Origin of the sequence: Duganella aquatilis, assembly GCF_009674565.1 — a bacterium.
Taxonomy (GTDB): Bacteria; Pseudomonadota; Gammaproteobacteria; order Burkholderiales; family Burkholderiaceae_D; genus Rugamonas; species Rugamonas aquatilis.
In genome coordinates, this window is sequence record NZ_WKJL01000001.1 from 359551 (window position 1) to 380285 (window position 20735).

21 protein-coding genes are annotated in these 20735 nt (G+C 62.4%); 12 read left to right on the forward strand and 9 right to left on the reverse strand.

The window, feature by feature from the left end; translation table 11 throughout:
- Positions 1-5 precede the first annotated feature (5 nt).
- The gene (locus GJ698_RS01575) at positions 6-482 is read right to left on the reverse strand and encodes a VOC family protein (protein ID WP_154355823.1); all 477 of its coding nucleotides are present in this window, start codon (positions 480-482) and stop codon (positions 6-8) included.
- Between the two features lie 139 nt (positions 483-621).
- Here GJ698_RS01575 and GJ698_RS31330 point away from each other — a divergent pair, with 139 nt between their 5' ends.
- Together GJ698_RS31330 and GJ698_RS01585 are read left to right on the forward strand one after the other, a co-directional pair.
- Positions 622-894, forward strand: coding sequence for a type II toxin-antitoxin system RelE/ParE family toxin (locus tag GJ698_RS31330; protein ID WP_166454776.1), 273 nt, complete (start codon positions 622-624; stop codon positions 892-894).
- 8 nt (positions 895-902) lie between these two features.
- On the forward strand, positions 903-1559 hold the full coding sequence (locus GJ698_RS01585) for a Shedu anti-phage system protein SduA domain-containing protein (protein ID WP_154355825.1): 657 nt from the start codon (positions 903-905) through the stop codon (positions 1557-1559).
- A gap of 9 nt (positions 1560-1568) precedes the next feature.
- On the opposite strand, the gene GJ698_RS01590 is transcribed toward GJ698_RS01585, so the two are convergent.
- From GJ698_RS01590 to GJ698_RS30725, 6 genes are all read right to left on the reverse strand, one after another.
- Entirely contained in the window at positions 1569-2153 is a 585-nt protein-coding gene (locus tag GJ698_RS01590; RefSeq protein ID WP_154355826.1) for a hypothetical protein, read from the reverse strand.
- Positions 2150-2527, reverse strand: coding sequence for a glyoxalase superfamily protein (locus tag GJ698_RS01595; protein ID WP_154355827.1), 378 nt, complete (start codon positions 2525-2527; stop codon positions 2150-2152). Before GJ698_RS01595 ends, GJ698_RS01590 begins: the two co-directional genes overlap by 4 nt.
- A 15-nt stretch (positions 2528-2542) precedes the next feature.
- Positions 2543-3202 carry a YIP1 family protein gene (locus GJ698_RS01600; RefSeq protein WP_154355828.1) on the reverse strand — a complete coding sequence of 220 codons (660 nt, stop codon included), beginning with the start codon at positions 3200-3202 and terminating at the stop codon, positions 2543-2545.
- Positions 3199-4215, reverse strand: a complete 1017-nt coding sequence (locus GJ698_RS01605; RefSeq protein WP_154355829.1) for a DUF5700 domain-containing putative Zn-dependent protease — start codon at positions 4213-4215, stop codon at positions 3199-3201. The genes GJ698_RS01600 and GJ698_RS01605 overlap by 4 nt, the downstream gene beginning before the upstream one ends.
- 91 nt (positions 4216-4306) lie before the next feature.
- Positions 4307-5152, reverse strand: coding sequence for a polyphosphate kinase 2 (gene ppk2 / locus GJ698_RS01610; RefSeq protein ID WP_371865127.1), 846 nt, complete (start codon positions 5150-5152; stop codon positions 4307-4309).
- 118 nt (positions 5153-5270) lie between these two features.
- The gene (locus GJ698_RS30725) at positions 5271-8078 is read right to left on the reverse strand and encodes an SDR family oxidoreductase (protein WP_229259786.1); all 2808 of its coding nucleotides are present in this window, start codon (positions 8076-8078) and stop codon (positions 5271-5273) included.
- A 301-nt stretch (positions 8079-8379) separates the two neighbouring features.
- On the opposite strand from GJ698_RS30725, the gene GJ698_RS31115 reads away from it, so the two are divergent.
- The gene (locus GJ698_RS31115; protein ID WP_267874766.1) at positions 8380-9978 is read left to right on the forward strand and encodes a methyl-accepting chemotaxis protein; all 1599 of its coding nucleotides are present in this window, start codon (positions 8380-8382) and stop codon (positions 9976-9978) included.
- A 97-nt stretch (positions 9979-10075) separates the two neighbouring features.
- Here GJ698_RS31115 and GJ698_RS01630 read toward each other — a convergent pair whose 3' ends face one another.
- Complete coding sequence (locus GJ698_RS01630; protein WP_154355830.1) at positions 10076-11422, reverse strand: MFS transporter; 1347 nt, start codon at positions 11420-11422, stop codon at positions 10076-10078.
- Between the two features lie 133 nt (positions 11423-11555).
- On the opposite strand from GJ698_RS01630, the gene cyoA reads away from it, so the two are divergent.
- The 8 genes from cyoA to GJ698_RS01670 are packed head-to-tail and all read left to right on the forward strand — an operon-like array spanning position 11556 to position 18866.
- Positions 11556-12554 (forward strand): ubiquinol oxidase subunit II, encoded by a 999-nt coding sequence (gene cyoA, locus GJ698_RS01635; protein ID WP_154355831.1) that lies wholly within the window; start codon positions 11556-11558, stop codon positions 12552-12554.
- Entirely contained in the window at positions 12551-14557 is a 2007-nt protein-coding gene (gene cyoB / locus GJ698_RS01640; RefSeq protein ID WP_371865099.1) for a cytochrome o ubiquinol oxidase subunit I, read from the forward strand. The genes cyoA and cyoB overlap by 4 nt, the downstream gene beginning before the upstream one ends.
- On the forward strand, positions 14550-15179 hold the full coding sequence (cyoC, locus tag GJ698_RS01645) for a cytochrome o ubiquinol oxidase subunit III (RefSeq protein WP_154355833.1): 630 nt from the start codon (positions 14550-14552) through the stop codon (positions 15177-15179). Before cyoB ends, cyoC begins: the two co-directional genes overlap by 8 nt.
- Positions 15176-15586 (forward strand): cytochrome o ubiquinol oxidase subunit IV, encoded by a 411-nt coding sequence (gene cyoD, locus GJ698_RS01650; protein ID WP_154355834.1) that lies wholly within the window; start codon positions 15176-15178, stop codon positions 15584-15586. The genes cyoC and cyoD overlap by 4 nt, the downstream gene beginning before the upstream one ends.
- Positions 15583-16368 (forward strand): SURF1 family protein, encoded by a 786-nt coding sequence (locus tag GJ698_RS01655; protein WP_154355835.1) that lies wholly within the window; start codon positions 15583-15585, stop codon positions 16366-16368. Before cyoD ends, GJ698_RS01655 begins: the two co-directional genes overlap by 4 nt.
- A gap of 52 nt (positions 16369-16420) precedes the next feature.
- The gene (locus GJ698_RS01660; protein WP_371865101.1) at positions 16421-17740 is read left to right on the forward strand and encodes an ATP-binding protein; all 1320 of its coding nucleotides are present in this window, start codon (positions 16421-16423) and stop codon (positions 17738-17740) included.
- Between the two features lie 2 nt (positions 17741-17742).
- The gene (locus GJ698_RS01665) at positions 17743-18276 is read left to right on the forward strand and encodes a response regulator transcription factor (protein ID WP_154355837.1); all 534 of its coding nucleotides are present in this window, start codon (positions 17743-17745) and stop codon (positions 18274-18276) included.
- Positions 18273-18866, forward strand: coding sequence for a 2'-5' RNA ligase family protein (locus GJ698_RS01670; RefSeq protein ID WP_154355838.1), 594 nt, complete (start codon positions 18273-18275; stop codon positions 18864-18866). The genes GJ698_RS01665 and GJ698_RS01670 overlap by 4 nt, the downstream gene beginning before the upstream one ends.
- Here GJ698_RS01670 and GJ698_RS01675 read toward each other — a convergent pair.
- Positions 18847-19335, reverse strand: coding sequence for a hypothetical protein (locus tag GJ698_RS01675; RefSeq protein WP_154355839.1), 489 nt, complete (start codon positions 19333-19335; stop codon positions 18847-18849). The two genes, GJ698_RS01670 and GJ698_RS01675, sit on opposite strands and share 20 nt — an antisense overlap.
- A gap of 56 nt (positions 19336-19391) precedes the next feature.
- Here GJ698_RS01675 and GJ698_RS01680 point away from each other — a divergent pair, with 56 nt between their 5' ends.
- Positions 19392-20630 carry a hypothetical protein gene (locus GJ698_RS01680; RefSeq protein ID WP_154355840.1) on the forward strand — a complete coding sequence of 413 codons (1239 nt, stop codon included), beginning with the start codon at positions 19392-19394 and terminating at the stop codon, positions 20628-20630.
- Positions 20631-20735 lie beyond the last annotated feature (105 nt).

Here is a 20735-nt window from a genome sequence, read left to right on the forward strand (position 1 = left end):
ATTGCTTATCCGTGAATGGCGGCCTCGATTTTCGCGACGTCTATTTTCCCCATCTGCATCATGGCCTGAAAGGCGCGCTGGGCGACTTCGCCGCCCTGGGCCATGGCATCGGTCAGCACGCGTGGCGTGATCTGCCACGACAAGCCCCACTTGTCCTTGCACCAGCCGCAGGCGCTTTCCGTGCCGCCGTTGCCGACGATGGCGTTCCAGTAGCGGTCGGTTTCTTCCTGGTCGTCGGTGGCGATCTGGAAGGAGAACGCTTCGCTCTGTTTGAACGCGGTGCCGCCGTTGAGGCCCAGGCATGGAATGCCGCAGACGGTGAATTCAACCGTCAATACGGCGTCGGCTTTCCCACCCGGGAAGTCGGACGGTGCGCGATGGACGGCGCCGACGGCGCTATCCGGGAAAACGCTGGCATAAAAATGCGCCGCGGCCTCGGCGTCATGTTCATACCAGAGGCAGATGGTGTTCTTGCTCTTCATGGTTGTCCCCTCCAAAAATGTACTTCAGCAGGGAGAAGCTTGCCACTTTTCTTCCTTCTTGTGCAATCGTGCTCGCCGCAACTGGCTCACGAGCTTATATAATCGGCATTCAAGGAAGTCATATTCGTGCAATCACCCTATGAAGACTATTTCATTCACACCGATAGCGACTGCGAATTTAAACGTGTTGCCAACTGAAGCACGGGCACGGGTGCAAAATATCCTGGCGTCTCTTGCGTCGGCTGGGACGCCTGTCACTGACCGCCCCGACCTCCATCGGCTCGATGTGAAAGGAGCACAGATTTACGAGGCGCGGATTAGTTCCAATGGGCAAGCCTATCGACTGGTGTTCGAACGAGGTAGTACCGACATTACCGTTCTTAATATTTTCACGAAAAGAGCTAAGAATTAAGGTAGCGTATGGCAAGCCCTAAACGGATTCCCAAATCTCTTCAACTCGAACTATTATCGTATTCCCGGTCTGGCGCAAAAAAAGAGCTCGCAGCGCTGCAAAACTGGTTATCGACGAAGACAAACTTTGCCGAGGTCGCTGATGCGCTGCCACAGTTTTTTTCAAGACGGAATTTTTGTGGCGCGATTGGAGGAGCCTACGGCCAGCAAATGTTCAACCCAGATCGGATCGCTTTTGAGCTATCTCTTGGTGGGAACTATTTCCCCGATATTGTGATCGGAGACTCCCAACAAAAATCGCTGTTGTTGGTTGAGTTGGAAGGGGCTGAGACGGACGCGGTCTTCTTGAAAAAGAAGCAGGATGAACAATACCCTGACTTTTCCAGCAGCTTCAAAACCGGGTTTTTCCAATTGATCGATTGGACGAACCGGCTTAAAGATGCATCACCTCGAAATCTTCACGATTGGTTTACATTTGAACCGGCATGCATGCGAACGCTCTTGGTTGTCGGGCGTAACGAAGATGTTGGCGCCGATCCTAAAGATCAAGGGCGTCGACGCTTGAATTCGCTTGCTGAGATGTTTGGCCCCTCGGGAAATCCAGTCTTTGTGGTGACCTACGACGAATTAGCCACCATCGTGGCTGCGTATCTGTCGGGCCAATAGTCGGATCGCTCACCGTGTAGTCTTGTTTGCCTGAGCCTTCTCGAAGAATTTGACCATATCGGCTTCCTTCAGCTTGGCCTCTGCCAGTGTCGGGACGTCCAGTTCCTGGCGCAGGGTGTCGGAGACCGTTGGGTCAATGGGCGCCAGGCGCGGTGGATGGTTGTTTGTCCCTCTGAATTGTGTGCCGTATCGTTGCGGGCGCGCGATGCTGATCAGGTAGCGGTCCAGGCTGGCGGCGGCCAGCCACTTGGCTTTCGGCTCGCCCTTGCTGATGGCGATCACGCACAGGTCGTGGGCCAGCAGGTAGTCGTCCGGTTCGGAAGCGTGTTGCAGCACCATGGCGGCGTGATAGTAGGCTTCGCCGCCGCCCAGCGGGCCGGCCGCCAGCAGTTGCTTGACGCGCAGTTCGCGCTGCTCGTCCCTGAGCGAGACCGCGTTCCAGTCGATCTTTGCGCCCGGGCCGCCACTCCGGTCGGCCTGGTCCTCGCTGTAGAGTTTGGCCAGTTCCTGGCTGCTCGGCAGCGGCACCTTGTCGGCGGCGAATGCGCTGGCGCAGCCCAGCAAAAGTACAGCGGCGAGGTGGCGCGGTTTCATGACGAAATTTCCGGCGAGTTGCTAAAGAAGGTGAGGCGGTTGCCGGACGGATCCTTGATCGACATTTCGCGGCTGCCCCACGGCATTTCTTCGACGCCGGGCCGGGAGTGCTTGTACTGCTTGGCGATCAGTTCGGCCTGGTAGGCGTCGACGTCGCTGGTGGCGATGCGGATCGCGCCGCCGGGCGAGCAGTCGCCGAAATGTTCGGTGATATGCAGCACGCAGCCGTCCCTGGAGACTTGCATGTACAGCGGCAAACCATCTTCGAAGCGGTGCTCCCAGTCGATCTTGAAGCCGAGGAAGCCGACGTAGAACTCGCGCGTCCTGGCCTCGTCGAAGCTGCGCAGGATAGGGGTGATGGTGCCGAGGCTCATGGCGTCTCCTTCTCGTCAGTAGGGCAGCATTGCATACAGCGCGCCGAATGCGCCCAGTATGATCACGTAAAAAATGGCAGGCAAGATCAGGAACCAGATGCGCGCCTGGGTTTTTTTCAACGAATAAACCGTGGTGGCGGCGCAGTAGCTGGTCCAGCAGGACCAGAATACGAAGATCATGATCGCCGCGGAGACGGAGGTTGACGCCGCCCATGCCTCGACATAGTTGGCGTAGCTGAAGGTCTGTATCAGCGCCAGCAACATCATCGGCAGTACCCACACCATATCCTGCAACACGCTCAGGCTGCGGGCGTCATCCGGCTCCACCTGGCCGGCGCCGGACCATTCCAGGCGCTTGCGGTAAAACCAGCCGCCGATGTACCAGCTGAATACAGCGCTCACCAGGCCGGTGAGCAGCACGATGATCCAGTAGTGTGGCCAGGACGAGGTGGCCCAGCTGGTGAATCCATCCGCGGCCTGCTGTTGACGCAGGTCGGCCTTGCTCAGGTTCTGGTCGAGCCTCCCCATCGCGTTGCTGACGCCGACCAGCGCCGCCGCGATGATGATGCCCAGCCTGTCGCGCAACAGGTCAGCATGAGAGAAGAAAGCGCGCGGCGTGAGCAGCAGCGACACCAGCCGGTGCGGCCCGAAGACCAGCGAGGCGCGCGGCTTCATGGCAGCACCTCGACAACCTTGATGAAGTCCGCGCTGAACAGCGGCAGCTTGCCTTGCTTCTGCGCGATGGCCTGGTAGCGCAGCACGAACTGTTTCGGCGCTTGCCTGAGCAGTTCGGCCACCGCCGTCTTGCCGTCCTGCGCGATGATGGTGGAGATCATCAGCCATCCCAGGTCGTAGGCCGTTTCGTCGAAGTCGGTGTAGAACATGATGCCGTAGATCTGGTCGTAGGCGTCTTCGTTCTCCGGCGGCGCCAGCAGCATGCGCCAGCCCAGCGTTTCGAACATGGTGCGGATGCCGCCCATACGTCTGGCGTTGCGTTCAATGCCAAGCTTCTTCTGCGCGGAGTGGGGCGTGGCCGGCCGGTCGGCGATGGGATGCGAGAACAGCTCGGCGGTGCCTTCCCGTTCCAGTTGGGCCAGCAGATGGTTGAGCCACAGCGGACCGGTGACGTCCTTGGCGCCCGCCGCCGTCGGCAAGGTCTCGGGACGCATCAGGTGATTCTGCACCGCGTGGAACAGTTCATGCGCGACGATCTCGCCCAGTTCCTGGGTGGTGGCGTCGGTGAAGCGCATCATGTCGACATAGACGTCGTCCGGCACGTCGTCGAACGCAAAGCCGCCCGACTGGCTGCCGAAGATGAAGTGCACCTTGAGTTGCGCGCGCAGGTCGGGCGGGACGTATTCCTTCAACTGGCGCGATACTTCGGCGGCCAGCGGCGCGTATTTGCCGAAGCCGGGCCTGGATAATTCGGGCGCCAGCACGGTGGCCGCTTCCAGCCACCGTTTGTTCTCACGCAGGGTCTTGAAACGAGTGATGAGCGCTTCGCAGTCACTAAAACGCATCTTGCGTATCAACGCCCTGGCGTCGGCGCTGGCGCAGAAATCGGCGGGGAGATGGAAATCGACCGTGCTGACGGCGGTGCTGACCAGCCTTGCCGTGTCAAAATCGAAGTCGAAGCGCAATTGATCGGCGCGGGCGCCACAGGGAAACAGCAGCAACAGAAGCAGCAAGGGGCGACACCAACGCATTCATCCTCCACGATGCGGATCGCGCTGCGACGCCCGAAATCCGCCGAAATATAAAAACCGCAACTTTAGCAGCTTAATATACTTCTGGCACGATAATTTCGGTCGGCACAGGGCGGCGCACGTAGTCGTCGTGGTATTCGCGCTCCGGCAGCTGGATTTCCGGATGCGCCACTTCCTCATATGGCATCTGCGACAGCAGGTGATGGATGCAGTTCAGGCGCGCCTTCTTCTTGTCGACGCCTTGCACCACCCACCATGGCGCTTCCGGAATGTGGGTCCGTTCCAGCATCACTTCCTTGGCGCGGGTGTATTCCTCCCAGCGGCGGCGCGATTCCAGGTCCATCGGGCTGAGTTTCCACTGCTTGAGCGGATCGTGGATGCGGCCGAGGAAGCGGGCATTCTGCTCTTCGTCGGAAATCGAGAACCAGTATTTGATCAGCTGAATGCCGGAGCGGGCCAGCATGCGTTCGAATTCCGGCACGGTCTGGAAGAATTCCTCGTACTGCTCGTCGGTGCAGAAGCCCATCACACGCTCGACGCCGGCGCGGTTGTACCAGCTGCGGTCGAACAGCACGATTTCGCCGGCGGCAGGCAGGTGCGACACGTAGCGCTGGAAGTACCACTGCGTGCGTTCGCGGTTGTTCGGCGCAGGCAGCGCGGCCACACGGCACACGCGCGGATTCAGACGCTGGACGATGCGCTTGATGACGCCGCCCTTGCCGGCGGCGTCGCGGCCTTCGAACAGGATCACGACCTTGTGGCCGGTGTGGACCACCCAGTCCTGCAGCTTGACCAGTTCTGCCTGAAGACGGAACAATTCGCGGAAGTAGACGCGGCGCGCTTCCTTGGCTTCGGCGCTGCGCTCATGCTCGACGACTTGCTTGGTGACCGGATCGATCTCGCGATCTTCCAGCTCCATCTCCAGCTCTTCGTCGTAGCTGTCGGTCAGCTCGCGGCTGACGCGGTCCAGCAGTTCCTGCTCGTTCAAGTTCACGCAATACTCCTCATTTTGGAATCAGGAGCAGCATACGCGCCGATTATGACGTTGTGATGACCATGCCCGGCGGCGCCGGCTCGGCGGCCGGCTGTGGCGCCGTTTCGCCTTGCGTGGCGAGTTCCAGTTCATCGAAGGCGTCATAGGTCAGCTGCATCAGGCGGTCCGGATCGGGCACCAGGTCGGTGTCCACGAACAGCGCCAGCTGGATCTGGCCCGCATAGGAGATGAAGGCCAGGCCCACGCCCAACTTGCCGGCCTGCGGCACCCAGCAGATCAGGTCCGTCAGGCGCGAGCCGGCCAGGTAGCGGCGGCTGGCCGGGCCTTCTATATTGGTCAGCACCACCGAACCCTTGGAGGTGAACAGGTTCAGCGCGAAGTGCTGCAAGGCGGTCGGCAGGCAGCCGGCGATGGACAGGAAGGCCATGGTGGCGCGCGGCTGGTGCGAGCGCTTAATGGCGGTCATGCGATGGCTGGACTGGCGCAGCCGCAGGCAGGGATCGTCCACATTGGTGGGCAGGTCGACTGCGACCAGGCCGAATTCATTCCCGAGCTGGAAGGCGTTGGCCTTTTCGCGCAGGTTGAATGTGACGGCGGCGCGCAGCGCGCGGCCATCCGGGCTTTGTCCGTGCTCGCCCAGGTACTGCCGCAGCGCGCCGGAGACGGCGGCCACCCACACGTCATTGAGCGTAACGCCCATGCGCTTGGACATGGCGCGTACGCGTTCCATTTGCAGCGGCGGCAGCCAGACCAGTTGTTTGGCGCCCGTCATCGGCGCCTTGAACTGGGTGGGCGCGTCCGGCCATAACACCGACAGGCGGGCCACGTGTGCGGCGATCTTCAGCCACGACAGGCCGCGCACCACGGCCGAACAGACCGGATTGTGCGCCACGGCGCGGTGCGGATGGCCGACCGGCGACGGCGCCTTGCCATGCAGGCCATTGTCGTCGGTGAGGTGGTTCAGCACGTGCACCAGGCCCAGGCCGTCGGTGATGCAGTGGTGGACGCGGAACACGATGGCGTGGCCGCCATTGACGCGGTCCAGTACCGTCATGTGCCAGCGCGGCCGGTCGGCGGGTAGCGGCAGGTGGGCCAGGCGCGTCAGATGCGCCTGCAGCTCCTCGCGCGGCACGTCATGCGCCATCTGTTCCAGCTCGATGTGGCGGGTGATGTCGAACTGTTCGTCCTCCACCCAGCGCCGGCGCACCACTTTCTGCGTGAAGCGCGGGTAGTTAGGCAGGCGGTAGGCGATGGTGGAGATCAGCCGTTCCATGTCCACTGCGCCTTCGAACAGCAGGATGCTGTTGATGACCATCAGGTTCTTGTCGGTGTCCATGCGGTGCCAGGCATAGTCGCGGCGCGTCATGGCGGCCGGCGCCGGCGGCGTGGCGCTGCGCGGACGCAGCGCGTAGCGGTTCAGCCCCGCCATGTGGACGCGGCACAGGTAGTCCTGCCAGTCGATGGCGCGGGTGTCGACGCTGTAGCGCGCCTGGTCTTCGCTGCCGAAGCGCTGCGCCAGCGCCTGTAGCCGGTCGCTGTGGAACACGTAACGCGGCGCGGTGTAGAACGAGAAGGTCAATGCCAGCAGCTGGGTGGTGCGCAGCGCTTCCAGTTTCGGCGATTCGCTCGCGCCCAGCAGCTTGCGCACGCCGCTCCAGCCGCCGGCGGCGATGCGCATGGCGCGCAGCATCAGCAGGAAGGCCGGGCGGCCGACCACGCGGAATTCGTGCCTGGGCTGCTGGTAGAACAGGCGCTCGTACTGGCGCCAGTTGCGCTGCGATTCCGCCTGTATCAGTTCGATGACGCGGCCGACGGTGACCGGATTGGTGGCGCCGGTGCAGGCCTGGTAGATGCGCATGGCCGGCGCCGTTTGCAGCGCTTCGGCGGCGGCCAGGATGATGCTGTTGGCCACCAGGTCGGCCGGCACGATGTCCACCACCGCCTCCGGCCGCGCCGGGAACAGATTGGTCTTGCCGCGCGCATAGGCCAGGATGATGGCGTCGGCCACCTTGACGCCTTCGATCCAGCCCGGCGCCGGTTCCTGCAAGGTGCTTTCGATGATGGACGGACGGACGATGGTCAGCGCGCGGCCGCGCATGGCGGCCATGGCCAGTTGCTCGCCTATCCACTTGGTGAAGGTGTAAGTGTCGTTCCAGCCGTGGTAGTTGGCTTCGGCGATGCCCAGTGCCGTCAGGCGGCGCGCCAGCTCGTCGGCATCGCTGACTTCCGCGCGCAGCAGGGCGATGCGGTGCTGCAGGTGCTGCAGCAAACCGTATAAATCGTAATGGCCATCGGCGTGGCGCGGAATGGCGGCGCGCGCCGGCGACACCGCTGCCTCGTGCATGGCGCCGCGATGGTAGCCGTTGACATAGCAGGTCGACACCTGTATCAGCGGCGCGCGGCCGGCGCGCGCCAGCTCGGCGATGTGCTGCACGCTGAGGGCGTTAATCGACAGCGCCTCGTCCAGCGCTTCGCGGAAGTTGACGCTGGCGGCGGCGTTGATCACCAGGTCGATGCGCTGCGCCAGCGCGTTGAAGGCGGCAATCGGCATGCCGAAGCAGGGCGCCGTGACCTCGCCGCCGATGCATTCGATTTTTTCGGCGAAGAAGCCGGGCAGGAAGTCCGGGCGCTCGGCGCGCAGGCGGTCGAAGATGGAGGAGGTGGCGATTTCGCGCTCGAAGCGTTCGCGGGCGTCGCCGCGTATCAGCAGCACGATGCGGCCGATGTCGGGCACCGAGCGTATCAGCTTTTCCAGTACCACCTTGGCGAGGAAGCCGGTGCTGCCGGTGAGCAGTACGCGCTTGCCGGCGAGCGCGGCGTGGACATGCAATGCGGGTGTCGCTGTTGTCATAAGTTGCTCTGAAACGATGTCATAGCTGCAATGGGCCGATCTTAGAGCGAATCGGCATCGTCACTAGCGACTTTGCACTGGCTTGGGAAGCCAAACGCATGGCGCGGCGAGTCAGCGCCCATGGCGGGCCGCGCCGCCGCTGCGGCATTTGCGCAACGATGGCGTTACTTGCCAAAAAGAAATATTTAAACTACACTGATGCCCGTTATGCATGCCCCAAGCTCCGCGCCATGCATCTGATCGCCTGATCGCTCTTCGGCCCAGCCCCGCCGGATTTTCCTGTCCCCTCCGAGAACTGACTATGAATAATCTGAAAATCGGCGCGCGCCTGAACCTGGCGTTCGGCGCGGTGCTGGTGTTGCTGCTATTGATTGCCTACATCGGCTGGTCCGCGCTGTCCGACACCAAGTCCCGCATGGATATTGTGGTCAATGAAAACAACACCAAGATCGCGCTGTCGAATAGCATGCTGACCGAGCTAAATCTGATCGCCCGCTCGGCGCGCAACTACATTCTCTACACCGACGACGCCATGCACACCAAGATGCAGGGCCGCATCGACGGCGCGCAGAAGACTTTTACCGCCAGTTTCGAGCGCCTGGGCACGCTGGTGCGCGGCGAGCGTGGCAAGAAGGTGTACGCCGATCTCCAGAGGCAGGCGCCGGAGACGCTGCGCCTGCTGGGACAGGTGGTCACCATGGTCAACGACGGCAAGGCGGCCGAGGCGCCGGCCTTCCTGCTGAATTCGGTGCAGAAGCATCAGGACGATACCTTCGCGCTGATTAACGAGATGATCGGTTTCCAGGAAAAGCAGAACCAGGAATTGATCGACGAGATCCACAGCGAATATCAGTTCGCGGTGCGCTTCCTGATCGGCGCCACGCTGCTGGCGTTTGTCGCGGCGGTGGCGCTGGCGGTATCGATCACGCGTTCGATCACGCAGCCGATCAACCGGGCGGTGGCAGCGGCGCAGACCGTCGCGGCGGGCGATCTGACCCACAGCATTCAGATCCAGGGCCGCGATGAGGTCAGCCAGCTGTTGACGGCCTTGCAGGCGATGACCGGCAGCCTGGCCAGCATCGTCGGCGAAGTGCGCGCCGGCACCGAGACCATCAGCACGGCGTCGCGCCAGATCGCCACCGGCAATCAGGATCTGTCGTCACGCACCGAAGAACAGGCCAGTTCGCTGGAAGAGACTGCATCGTCGATGGAGGAACTGACGTCGACCGTCAGGCAGAGCGCAGACAATGCACGCCAGGCCAATCTGCTGGCGAATTCGGCGTCGGAAGTGGCGGTGCGCGGCGGGCAGGTGGTGTCGCAGGTGGTGGACACCATGGGCTCGATCAACGAATCGTCGCGCCGCATCGTCGACATTATCGGCGTGATTGACGGCATTGCGTTCCAGACCAATATCCTGGCGTTGAATGCGGCCGTGGAAGCGGCACGCGCGGGCGAGCAGGGACGCGGTTTTGCGGTGGTGGCGTCGGAAGTTCGCACGCTGGCCCAGCGCTCGGCGGCGGCCGCCAAGGAAATCAAGGTGCTGATCGACGATTCGGTCGGCAAGGTGGATGCCGGCGCGCGGCTGGTGGATCAGGCTGGCGCGACCATGGACGAGATCGTCAGCAGCGTCAAGCGCGTGACCGACATCATGGCCGACATCGCGCTGGCCAGCCAGGAGCAGAACGTCGGCATCGACCAGATCAATCAGGCGATTACGCAAATGGACCAGGTGACGCAGCAGAACGCGGCGCTGGTGGAGGAGGCCGCCGCAGCGGCGGAGTCGATGCAGGAACAGGCCGTGCACCTGGCGCAGGCGGTAGATGTGTTCAAACTGGCGGCAGGGCAGGTTGCCCGGCCGAAGCTGGCGTCGGTCACCCGGCTGCGCTTGCCGGCCGGCTGACGAAAAAAATGATGCACCTGCACAATGTTTTATGCAGGTGCATCAGGTGTTCGTCAAGCCCTGTTGTCACCATGCTACAAGTGACAAGATCTGTGGCTTAATTGTCGCGAATACTCCAGGCGCGGTTGATGCTCAGGGCCGCCAGCGAGCTGACGGCGCCGGACAGCAGGTACACGCCGGCATACGCCAGGCCGAAGTGCGACGACAGTCCCAGCGCCACCAGCGGCGCGAAACCGGCCCCGACCAGCCAGGCCAGATCGCTGGTCAACGCCGCGCCGGTATAGCGGAAGCGCTGCGGGAAGTTGGAGGTCACCGCACCCGCAGCCTGGCCGTACGACAGGCCCAGCAGCGAGAAGCCGATCAGGATGAAGGCGTCCTGGCCGGTTTCGCCGCTGCCGATCAGGAACGGCACGAACAGGCTGAAGATACCGATCATGGTGGCCAGCGTGCCCAGCGTGCGGCGGCGGCCGACGCGGTCGGCAATGAAGCCGGAGATGATGATGCCCACCGCCATCAGCGCCACGCCGAACATCTGCACCTGCAGGAAGCCGGCAATCGAGCGCTGCGAGGTCAGCGAGATCCACGACAGCGGGAACACCGTCACCAGGTGGAACAGCGCGTAGCTGGCCAGCGCGGCCAGCGCGCCGATGATGACGTTGCGCGATTGCGAGCTCATCAGCTCACCGACCGGCACCGGGTCCAGCTGGTGCTCGTCCAGCAGGTGCGAGTATTCATGCGTGGTCACCAGACGCAGGCGGGCGAACAGCGCCACCACGTTGATGGCGAAGGCCACATAGAAGGGATAGCGCCAGCCGAATTCGAGGAAGTCCAGCGAACTGAGGTTGGACATCAGGTAGGAGAACAGCCCGGCTGCGATGACGAAGCCGATCGGCGCGCCCAGCTGGCCCAGCATGGCGTACCAGCCGCGCTTGTGTTCCGGCGCGTTCAGCGCCAGCAGCGACGGCAAACCGTCCCACGAGCCGCCCTGGGCAATGCCCTGGCCGATGCGCAGCAGTGCCAGGAAGACCAGGGAGGTGGTCCCCAAACTGGCATAGTCCGGAAGGAAGGCGATACCGGCCGTCGAAACGCCCATAATTAATAGCGCCAGGGTAAGTTTGGTTTCACGGGTGAAGTGATGTTGGACTGCCATAAAAGCCACAGTTCCTATCGGGCGAGCAATAAATGCAAGCGCGAAAATCGCAAAAGCGTATAGTGTGCCGTCAAGCCTGCTGTCGTATGGAAAGAATACCGACGGGAACACCAGTGCCGAGGCGATGGCGTAGACGAAGAAGTCGAAATATTCGGATGCGCGCCCGATGACCACGCCGATCGCAATTTCCCCGGGAGAGATATGTCCGTCCCTGGCGTTGATACTGCGTGCTCCAGGGCTGGTTTGATGATGGACGTCAGCTTGGACGTCACTGATAGAAGTCGTAGTAGCCATAGTCTCTTTGTCTCGTGTTAAGTAATTGTTATCACGGCGAGCCCGAGCATGTAGGACAAAGTGTCCAATTGCAAGAACAACCCGTCGTGAGTACAGTAGCATGATCCCAACCATCTGTAATCTAAATTACCGCATGATTCCTCCTATCGTTCGTCGTGGATTGCTCCTCGCACCGTTATTGTGGCTCGCTGGCTGCGATACGGTCGTGCTGAATCCGTCCGGGGATATCGCAGCGCAGCAGGCACACCTTGTAGTTGTGTCAACCTTGCTGATGCTGTTGATCATCGTACCTGTCATGTTTCTCATCTGTCTGTTCGCTTGGCGCTATAGGAAGTCAAATACTTCCGCCGAGTACAAGCCGGACTGGGACCACTCCACCAAGCTCGAATTGCTGATCTGGGGCGCTCCGCTGCTGATCATCATCGTGCTGGGCCTGATCACGTGGATTTATACCCACTTGCTCGATCCGTATCGTCCGCTGAGCCGCCTGGATGAAAACCGTCCGATCGCCGCCGGCGTCAAGCCGCTGGAAGTGCAGGTGGTGGCCATGGACTGGAAATGGATGTTTATCTACCCGGAGCAGGGCATCGCCACGGTTAACGAGCTGGTTACGCCGATCGACGTGCCGGTACGTTTCCACATGACCTCGACCTCGGTGATGAACGCGTTCTACATTCCTGCGCTGGCCGGTATGGTCTACACCATGCCTGGCATGGAAACGCAGCTGAATGCGGTGATGAACAAGGCAGGCGTGTACGACGGCTTCTCGGCCAACTACAGCGGCGCCGGCTTCTCCGACATGCGCTTCAAGTACCACGGCGTATCGCAGGCTGACTTCGACGCCTGGGTAGAGAAAACCAAGGCCAGCACCACCGCGCTGAACCGCGCCGAAGTCGTGGCCCTGGACAAGCCGACTATCAAGCATCCGATCATGCACTTCGGTACCGTGGACAAGGGTATTTACGACCTGATCCTGAACCGTTGCGTGGCCGAAGGCTCGGTCTGCATCAACACCCAGATGCACCAGGATGCGACGCGCATCAAGGCAGCGGCCGTGGTCAAGAACCTGCCGAAAGACGTGTGCGAACCTGCCACCGTCGCCGCCACTGCTCAACCTACCCGTAAAGAATGACCATGTCTGATCTCAACCTGACCAATCTGATCTTTGGGCGGCTGTCGCTGGAAGCAATTCCATACCACGAGCCCATCCTGATCGGCACTTTCGCCATGGTGGCACTGGGCGGTCTCGCCTTCCTTGCCGCGATGTTCAAATTCCGCTTGTGGGGCCCGTTCTGGCGTGACTGGATCACCTCGATCGACCACAAACGCATCGGCATCATGTACATGGTGCTCGGTATCATCATGCTGCTGCGCGGCTTCGCCGATGCACTGATGATGCGCGCACAGCAGGCCATGGCCTTCGGGGACAACCCGGGCTTCCTGCCGCCGCACCACTTCGACCAGGTGTTCACCGCCCACGGCACGATCATGATTTTCTTCGTCGCCATGCCGCTGGTTACCGGTCTGATGAACTACGTGGTGCCGCTGCAGATCGGCGCACGCGACGTTTCGTTCCCGTTCCTGAACAACTTCTCGTTCTGGATGACCACCTTCGGCGCCATGCTGACCATGGTGTCGCTGTTCGTCGGTGAATTCGGCAAGACCGGCTGGCTGGCGTTCCCGCCGCTGTCGGGCATCGCCGCCTCGCCGGACGTCGGGGTCGACTACTACATCTGGTCATTGCAGGTGGCCGGTGTCGGCACCACGCTGTCCGGGGTCAACCTGATCGCCACCATCGTCAAGATGCGCGCGCCAGGCATGTCGATGATGAAAATGCCGGTCTTCACCTGGACCGCGCTGTGCACCAATGCGCTGATCGTCGCCACCTTCCCGATCCTGACCATCACCCTGGCCATGCTGTCGCTGGACCGTATCGCCGGCTTCAACTTCTTCACCAACGAATTGGGTGGTAACCCAATGCTGTACGTGAACCTGATCTGGATCTGGGGTCACCCAGAGGTCTACATCCTGATTCTGCCGGTGTTCGGCGTGTTCTCGGAAATCGTCTCGACCTTCTCCGGCAAGCGTCTGTTCGGCTACACCTCGATGGTGTATGCAACCGTCGTGATCACCGTGCTGTCCTACCTGGTATGGCTGCACCACTTCTTCACCATGGGTTCCGGCGCCAGCGTCAACTCGTTCTTCGGCATCACCACGATGATTATCTCGATCCCGACGGGCGCGAAGATCTTCAACTGGCTGTTCACCATGTACAAGGGCCGTATCCGCTTCACCGTGCCGATGATGTGGACCGTGGGCTTCATGCTGACCTTCGTCATCGGCGGTATGACCGGCGTGATGCTGGCCGTGCCACCAGCCGACTTCGTGCTGCACAACTCGCTGTTCCTGATCGCCCACTTCCACAACGTGATTATCGGCGGCGTGGTGTTCGGTCTGTTCGCCGGCATCAACTACTGGTTCCCGAAAGCCTTCGGCTTCACGCTGGACGAGTTCTGGGGCAAGGTGTCGTTCTGGTGCTGGCTGGTCGGCTTCTGGGTCGCCTTCACGCCGCTGTACATCATGGGCTTCATGGGCGTTACCCGCCGCATGAACCACTTCGATGATCCATCGCTGCAGATCTACTTCATCGTTGCCGCCATCGGCGCGCTGATCATCGCTGCCGGTATCGGCGCCTTCCTGGTGCAGATCGGCGTCAGTGTCCTGAACCGCAAGAAACTGCGCGACGTGACCGGCGATCCATGGAATGGCCGTACCCTGGAGTGGGCGACCTCGTCGCCACCGCCGGACTACAACTTCGCCTTCACGCCAGTGGTGCATGACAGCGACAGCTGGTCCGACATGAAAGCCAACCAGTATCAGCGTCCGCTGAAGGGCTTCGTCGACATCCACATGCCGAAAAACACCGGCGCCGGCTTCATCATCTCGGCACTGGCGTTCGCCTTCGGCTTCGCCATGGTCTGGTCGATGTGGCTGCCTGCGGTAGCGGCCTTCGTGGCCATGCTGGCGGCGATCGTCATCCACACCTTTAACTACAAGCGCGATTACTACATCAAAGCCGATGAAGTGAATCGTACCGAAGAAGCGCATACTCGTCTGCTGGAAAGCCATGTCTGAAATTAACGCTAACGGCGCCCTGAGCGCAGATCCAAGCGCGCGTTACTACGTGCGTGACCACCATCCTGAGAACGGCACGCTGCTGGGCTTCTGGATTTACCTGATGAGCGACTGCCTGCTGTTCGCCGGCCTGTTCGCGGCTTACGCAGTGCTGGGCCGCAACTATGCCGGCGGCCCAAGCGGCGCCGAACTGTTCGACCTGCCAACCGTGGCGCTGAACACCGCGTTCCTGCTGCTGTCGTCGATCACCTATGGCTTCGCCATGATCGCCTCGCAGCGCAAGAACCTGAAGGCAACCATCGTCTGGCTGCTGATCACCGGCGCCTTCGGCCTGTGCTTCCTGTACCTGGAGCTGGACGAGTTCCTGCACCTGATCCATGAAGGCGCGGGTCCGCAACGCAGCGCGTTCCTGAGCTCGTTCTTCGCGCTGGTCGGCACCCACGGTCTGCACGTGACCTTCGGTTCGATCTGGCTGGTGACCCTGTGCTTCCAGCTGGCCAAGCACGGCCTGACGCCGGAAAACAACCGTCGCCTGATGTGCCTGTCGATGTTCTGGCACTTCCTGGACGTGATCTGGATTGGCGTCTTTACCTTTGTCTATCTGATGGGAGTTCTGCCATGAGCGCACCACACAACCACTCTGAGCACAACCACCACGGCCACGATGACCACGGTCACGGTGGCGACGGCCACCACGGCAGCCTGAAGGACTACGCGATCGGATTCATCCTGTCGGTGATCCTGACCGCGATTCCGTTCTACCTGGTGATGACCAAGGCGTTCGACAAGTCGAGCACCACCGCCATCGTGATCCTGGCGTTCGCCGCGATCCAGGTGGTGGTCCACATGGTCTACTTCCTGCACATGAGCGGCAAGGCGGAAGGCGGCTGGTCGATGCTGGCCACCATCTTCACGCTGGTGCTGCTGGTGATCGTGCTGGCTGGCTCGATCTGGGTCATGTACCACATGAACATCAACATGATGCCTTCGATGGGTAACGACGTTCACAACATGCAAGATATGCAATGATGGCGGGCGCATCCAAGCGCCAACGTTCCCGCGCCCTGCGCGTCATCCTGGTCCTCGCGGCCGGGGTGATGTTTGCAGGGTTTTTTGCTTTAGGGACGTGGCAGGTATTCAGGCTTCAATGGAAACTGGCGCTGATCGAGCGCGTCGACCAGCGCGTGCACGCCGCGCCGGTGCCGGCGCCGTCGATGGCGCAATGGCCGCGACTGACCGCCGAGGCGGACGAGTATCGCCGCGTGCAGCTCGGCGGCGTGCTGCTGGACGGCGCCACCACCCAGGTGCTGGCGTCGCTCGACCGCGGCATCGGCTACTGGACGCTGACGCCGCTGTGCACGGCGGACGGCGGCATTGTCATGATCAACCGCGGCTTCATCCCGGCCGGCGTCGGTGGCTGGAAGCCGCAGCCGGCGCCGCCGATGGCGGCGGCCGACGCCTGCAAGGCGGCGCAAGGTCCGCAAGTGTCGTTCAGCGGCTTGCTGCGGCTGAACGAGGTGGCGGGGCGCCTGCGCCAGAACGAGCCGGCGCGCAACTACTGGTACACGCGCGACCTGCAGGCGATTGCGCAGGCACGCGGACTGCCGGCCGTGGCGCCATACTTTGTCGATGCCGATGCGGCGTCGGCCGGGGCGGCAGGACCGGTGGCAGGCCAACAGCCGGTCGGCGGCCTGACAGTTATTTCCTTCGTCAACAACCACTTGGTTTATGCTATCACCTGGTACGCACTGGCCCTGATGGTGGCTGCGGCGGCGGTATGGGTAATCCGAGATGCGCGCAAACAAAAATAGAAATCCTTACGACGGCGGCCCGCGCCGGCCATGGCACGGGGGCCGTCTTCCCGTGGTAGAGCCGCTGGCGTCGGCCAATGCTTCCGCCAGTACCATCACCCACGCGGCCGGCCACAAGAACATGCAGCAGTTGATCCAGTTGCGCTGGATCGCCGTGATCGGCCAGATCACCACCATTACCACCGCCTCGATCCTGCTGGGCGTGCAGCTGCCGATGCCGGCCATGCTGAACGTGCTGGCCTGCCTGATCGCCTTCAACGTCGCCAGCATCTTGCGCTGGCAGGAGAACCAGGTGGTGTCCAACAGCGAACTGCTTCTGGCGCTGACGGTGGACGTGGCCAGCCTGACGGCGCAGCTGTATCTGAGCGGCGGCGCCACCAATCCGTTTGTGTTTTTGTACCTGCTGCACGTGATCCTGGGCGCGGTGCTGCTGGAGACGTGGTCGACCTGGACCATCGTCATCGTCACCGGCGCCTGCATCGCCGGGCTGGCGCTGTTCTCCGAGCCGCTGCCGCTGCCGCAGGACCATGCGCTGGGTATTTTCAGCCTGTACGTACAGGGCATGCTGCTGTGCTTCATCCTGGATGCGGCGCTGCTGGTGATCTTCATTACGCGCATCATGCAGAACATGCGCAGCAGCGCGGCGGACGTGTCGGACCTGCGCCAGCGCGCGGCCGAGGAAGAACACATCGTGCGTATGGGCCTGCTGGCCTCCGGCGCCGCGCATGAACTGGGCACGCCGCTGGCGACGCTGGCGGTGATCCTTGGCGACTGGAAGCATATGCCGGAGTTCAAGGGCAATCCGGTGCTGCAGGAAGAGATCAGCGAGATGCAGACGCAGCTCAAGCGCTGCAAGTCCATCGTCAGCGGCATCCTGATGTCGGCCGGCGAGGCGCGCGGCGAATCGTCGGCCGCCACCACCATCAACACCTTTCTCGATGAAGTGGTGGCCGAGTGGCGCGTCGGTCGGCCGGTGACCGAATTCGTGTTCGAGAACCGCATCGAACTGGACCTGCCGGTGGTGTCCGACTCCACCCTCAAGCAAATGATCTGCAATGTGCTGGATAATGCGCTGGAAGCGTCGCCGCAGTGGCTGCGCATGGAAGCCAGCATCGAAGGCGGCGTGCTGGTGCTGCTGGTGACCGATAACGGTCCGGGCTTCGCACCGTCCATACTGGCGCAGTTCGGCAAGCCATACAATTCCAGCAAGGGCCGTCCAGGCGGTGGGCTGGGACTATTCCTGGTGCTGAACGTGGCGCGCACGCTGGGCGGCGAAGTGACGGCGACCAACCGCGAGCAGGGCGGGGCGATGGTGCGCCTGACGCTGCCCTTGTCCGCCATTGAAATCAAATCGGAACAACAAACGACATGACTATGGAAGATCGCGTACTGCTGCTGGTGGAAGATGATGCGGCGTTCGCCCGTACCTTGGGCCGTTCCTTCGAGCGGCGCGGCTACACCGTGCTGCTGGCGGAAAACGTCGACGAAGCCAGCGCGCTGCTGGTCGAGAACTCGCCCGGCTACGCGGTGGTGGACCTGAAATTGAAGGGCAATTCCTCCGGCCTGGCCTGCGTGCAGATGCTGCACGAGCATGATCCGGAAATGCTGATCGTGGTGCTGACCGGCTTCGCCAGCATCAACACGGCGGTGGAAGCGATCAAGCTGGGCGCCTGCCAGTACCTGGCCAAGCCGTCCAACACCGACGATATCGAGGCCGCCTTCGAGCACGTGGCCGGCACGGCGGAGCTGGAACTGAGCACGCGCACCACCTCGGTCAAGACGTTGGAGTGGGAACACATTCACACGGTGCTGGCGGAGACCGACTTCAATATCTCCGAAGCCGCGCGCCGCCTCGGCATGCACCGCCGCACGCTGGCGCGCAAACTTGAAAAGCAGCGCGTCAAATGAGCCAGCAAGCCTCCCTGTTCGATTTCGAACCGCCGCCGAAACTGACGGACCGGATTTTCTTCGCCATCGTTCCGGACGCCGAAGCCATCGCCGGCATCGGCGCGTTGACGGCGGAACTGAAGGCGCATCATGGCATGCAGGGCCGCCCGATCGCCGACGCCAAGCTGCACTGCACCTTGTGCAACCTGGGCGATTTCGCCGGCATGCCGGACGCGCTGCTCGCGCGCGCCTCGGCGGCCGCGGCGCAGGTGGCTGCGGCCACACCGCCGTTCAAGGTCAGCTTCAACAGCGCCAAAACCTTCATCAACGGCGCCCGCAACCGCCCCTTCGTGCTGACCGGCGACGATGGCGTGGTGGGCGTGACGGCGCTGTACCGCCACCTGGCGGGCGCGCTGCTGAAGGCCGGCATCGCCGGCAATCCGCACAGCTACACGCCGCACGTGACCATGCTGTATGACGATGTGACGGCGGCGCCGCAGGACGTGCGGCCGGTGGAATGGACGGTGCGCGAGCTGGTGCTGCTGCACAGTCACATCGGCCAGGCACGTCCCTACAACGTGCTGGCCAGCTTTAGAATGCCTTCAGCTTGAGCTGAATCGACAGCGCGCCGTACAGGCGGTCTTTGTACGACGGCACGATGGCGACGTTGACGCCAACCCGTTCGTATTCGTAGCTGAGGGTAGGGATGGCGGCGGGGAACCAGCCGCCATCGCGCATTTTAGGGTAGCCGCTAAAACCGCCCACCACCGCGCCGATGCGCACCGGGCCGATCTTCCACGGCTGGTAATACACGCCGGCGTAATTCGAATATGCGCGGTCGCTGTTGTAGAAGCGGCCGACGGTGGCCGAGGCCACCGTCGAAAAGCGCCACTCGGCGCCGAGGCCGGGATTGCTGTCGTTGAGGCCTTTGTCGCGCTGGAAGTGGTAGGAGTAGAAACCGCCGTTGATCCAGACTTCCTTCAGCGGGGCCGACTCGATGGTCTCGAAACCGTCGGCCATGGCCGCGCCGGACACGCAGGCCAGCAGCGCCAGCCCGGCAATACGCAAACTTTTAATCATCCGAAGCTTTCTTCGTCACGTTGAGGACTAGGATTATAGCCGTGTATCATGCGGCCATGACATTCCCATCGCGCTCTTTACGACCCGCCGGCTGGCTGGCCCTGACCCTCGCCGCCGGCAGCGCGCAAGCCGTCGAGTGGCGCGGCCTGCTCGACGTGCGCGCCGTCGACGCCAGCGCCGATCGCAGCTTTCTCGACAGCGGCATGGGCAAAACCCGCTACGATGCGAACTCGCCGCGCCTGAGCATGGGCCAGGCCGTGCTGCGCGGCGATGCCGACGTCACCGACAGCATCAGCGCCACCCTGGAACTGAGCGCCGACCAGCAGCATCGTGGCGTGATCGATTTGCGCGAAGCCTTCCTGGCGTGGAGTCCCGTGCCGTCGGGCGCGTGGAAGACGCGGGTCAAGGCCGGCTTCTTCTTCCCGCCGACCAGCGTGGAAATCGACTACGACAGCGTCGGCTGGGTGCCGAAGCACACCATCTCCAGCTCCGCCATCAACAGCTGGATCGGCGAGGAGCTGCGCACCAACGGCTTGGAATGGAGCGCGCGCCGGCTGGGCCGCTATGTCGACGCGCCCTACGATGTGGGCGTGGTGGCTGCCGTCTTCAACGGCAACGATCCGACCGGCACCTTGCTGGCATGGCGCGGCTGGTCGATCAGCGACCGCATCGCCGGCCGCTTCGACACCGTCAAGCTGCCCGACCTGCCGGTGTACCGCGCCGATGGCCCGATTCCCAGGCAGTGGCGCGACATCCATCCTTTCCGAGAAGTCGATGGCAAGCCGGGTTATTACGCCGGCGCCAATCTGAACGTCGGTACGCGGCTGGAACTGGCGGCGCTGCATTACGATAACCTGGGCGATCCGCTGACGGTCAAGGATTGGCAGTACAGCTGGCGCACGCGCTTCGACCATGTCAGCGCCGTGTGGCGGCCGCAGGGCCAATGGGAGCTGGCGCTGCAGGCCATGCGCGGCGACACGCTGATGGGCCCCAACGCGGTGGCGCTGGATTTCCAGTCCTGGTATGCGCTGGCCAGCCATCCGCTCGGTCCCGGCACGGCGGCGCTGCGCTACGACCGTTTCCGCACACGCGAACACGACATCCTGCCGGCTGATCCCAACAACGAAAACGGCTACGGCGTCGCGCTGGCCTACGACTGGCCGCTGTCCGACAGCCTGTCCCTGATGACCGAAGCGCTGCTGGTGCGCAGCGAGCGCGCGGCGCGGCGGCTGATCGCGGAACAGCCGCTGCGGACGGAGCGCAGCCTGACCCTATCCCTGCGCTGGCGCTTCTGACACTACCTCATTAGGGAGGTGTTTTCCCTGCCTTTGAGTAGTAAAGTTATAACTGAATCATTGTAAATAGGAAATATCTATTGAGTTCATTTAATCAATGAATTT

What these genes read in the sequence shown, in the direction of transcription:
- GJ698_RS01665 (WP_154355837.1), top strand. Translation starts at nt 17,743, where the DNA reads ATGGAAGATCGCGTACTGCTGCTGGTGGAAGATGATGCGGCGTTCGCC.
- cyoB (WP_371865099.1), top strand. Translation starts at nt 12,551, where the DNA reads ATGACCATGTCTGATCTCAACCTGACCAATCTGATCTTTGGGCGGCTG.
- GJ698_RS01595 (WP_154355827.1), bottom strand. Translation starts at nt 2,527, where the DNA reads ATGAGCCTCGGCACCATCACCCCTATCCTGCGCAGCTTCGACGAGGCC.
- GJ698_RS01680 (WP_154355840.1), top strand. Translation starts at nt 19,392, where the DNA reads ATGACATTCCCATCGCGCTCTTTACGACCCGCCGGCTGGCTGGCCCTG.
- GJ698_RS01600 (WP_154355828.1), bottom strand. Translation starts at nt 3,202, where the DNA reads ATGAAGCCGCGCGCCTCGCTGGTCTTCGGGCCGCACCGGCTGGTGTCG.
- cyoA (WP_154355831.1), top strand. Translation starts at nt 11,556, where the DNA reads ATGATTCCTCCTATCGTTCGTCGTGGATTGCTCCTCGCACCGTTATTG.
- cyoD (WP_154355834.1), top strand. Translation starts at nt 15,176, where the DNA reads ATGAGCGCACCACACAACCACTCTGAGCACAACCACCACGGCCACGAT.
- GJ698_RS01575 (WP_154355823.1), bottom strand. Translation starts at nt 482, where the DNA reads ATGAAGAGCAAGAACACCATCTGCCTCTGGTATGAACATGACGCCGAG.
- cyoC (WP_154355833.1), top strand. Translation starts at nt 14,550, where the DNA reads ATGTCTGAAATTAACGCTAACGGCGCCCTGAGCGCAGATCCAAGCGCG.
- GJ698_RS01590 (WP_154355826.1), bottom strand. Translation starts at nt 2,153, where the DNA reads ATGAAACCGCGCCACCTCGCCGCTGTACTTTTGCTGGGCTGCGCCAGC.
- GJ698_RS31115 (WP_267874766.1), top strand. Translation starts at nt 8,380, where the DNA reads ATGAATAATCTGAAAATCGGCGCGCGCCTGAACCTGGCGTTCGGCGCG.
- GJ698_RS01670 (WP_154355838.1), top strand. Translation starts at nt 18,273, where the DNA reads ATGAGCCAGCAAGCCTCCCTGTTCGATTTCGAACCGCCGCCGAAACTG.
- GJ698_RS31330 (WP_166454776.1), top strand. Translation starts at nt 622, where the DNA reads ATGAAGACTATTTCATTCACACCGATAGCGACTGCGAATTTAAACGTG.
- GJ698_RS30725 (WP_229259786.1), bottom strand. Translation starts at nt 8,078, where the DNA reads ATGACAACAGCGACACCCGCATTGCATGTCCACGCCGCGCTCGCCGGC.
- GJ698_RS01675 (WP_154355839.1), bottom strand. Translation starts at nt 19,335, where the DNA reads ATGATTAAAAGTTTGCGTATTGCCGGGCTGGCGCTGCTGGCCTGCGTG.
- GJ698_RS01585 (WP_154355825.1), top strand. Translation starts at nt 903, where the DNA reads ATGGCAAGCCCTAAACGGATTCCCAAATCTCTTCAACTCGAACTATTA.
- GJ698_RS01630 (WP_154355830.1), bottom strand. Translation starts at nt 11,422, where the DNA reads ATGGCTACTACGACTTCTATCAGTGACGTCCAAGCTGACGTCCATCAT.
- GJ698_RS01655 (WP_154355835.1), top strand. Translation starts at nt 15,583, where the DNA reads ATGATGGCGGGCGCATCCAAGCGCCAACGTTCCCGCGCCCTGCGCGTC.
- ppk2 (WP_371865127.1), bottom strand. Translation starts at nt 5,152, where the DNA reads ATGGAGCTGGAAGATCGCGAGATCGATCCGGTCACCAAGCAAGTCGTC.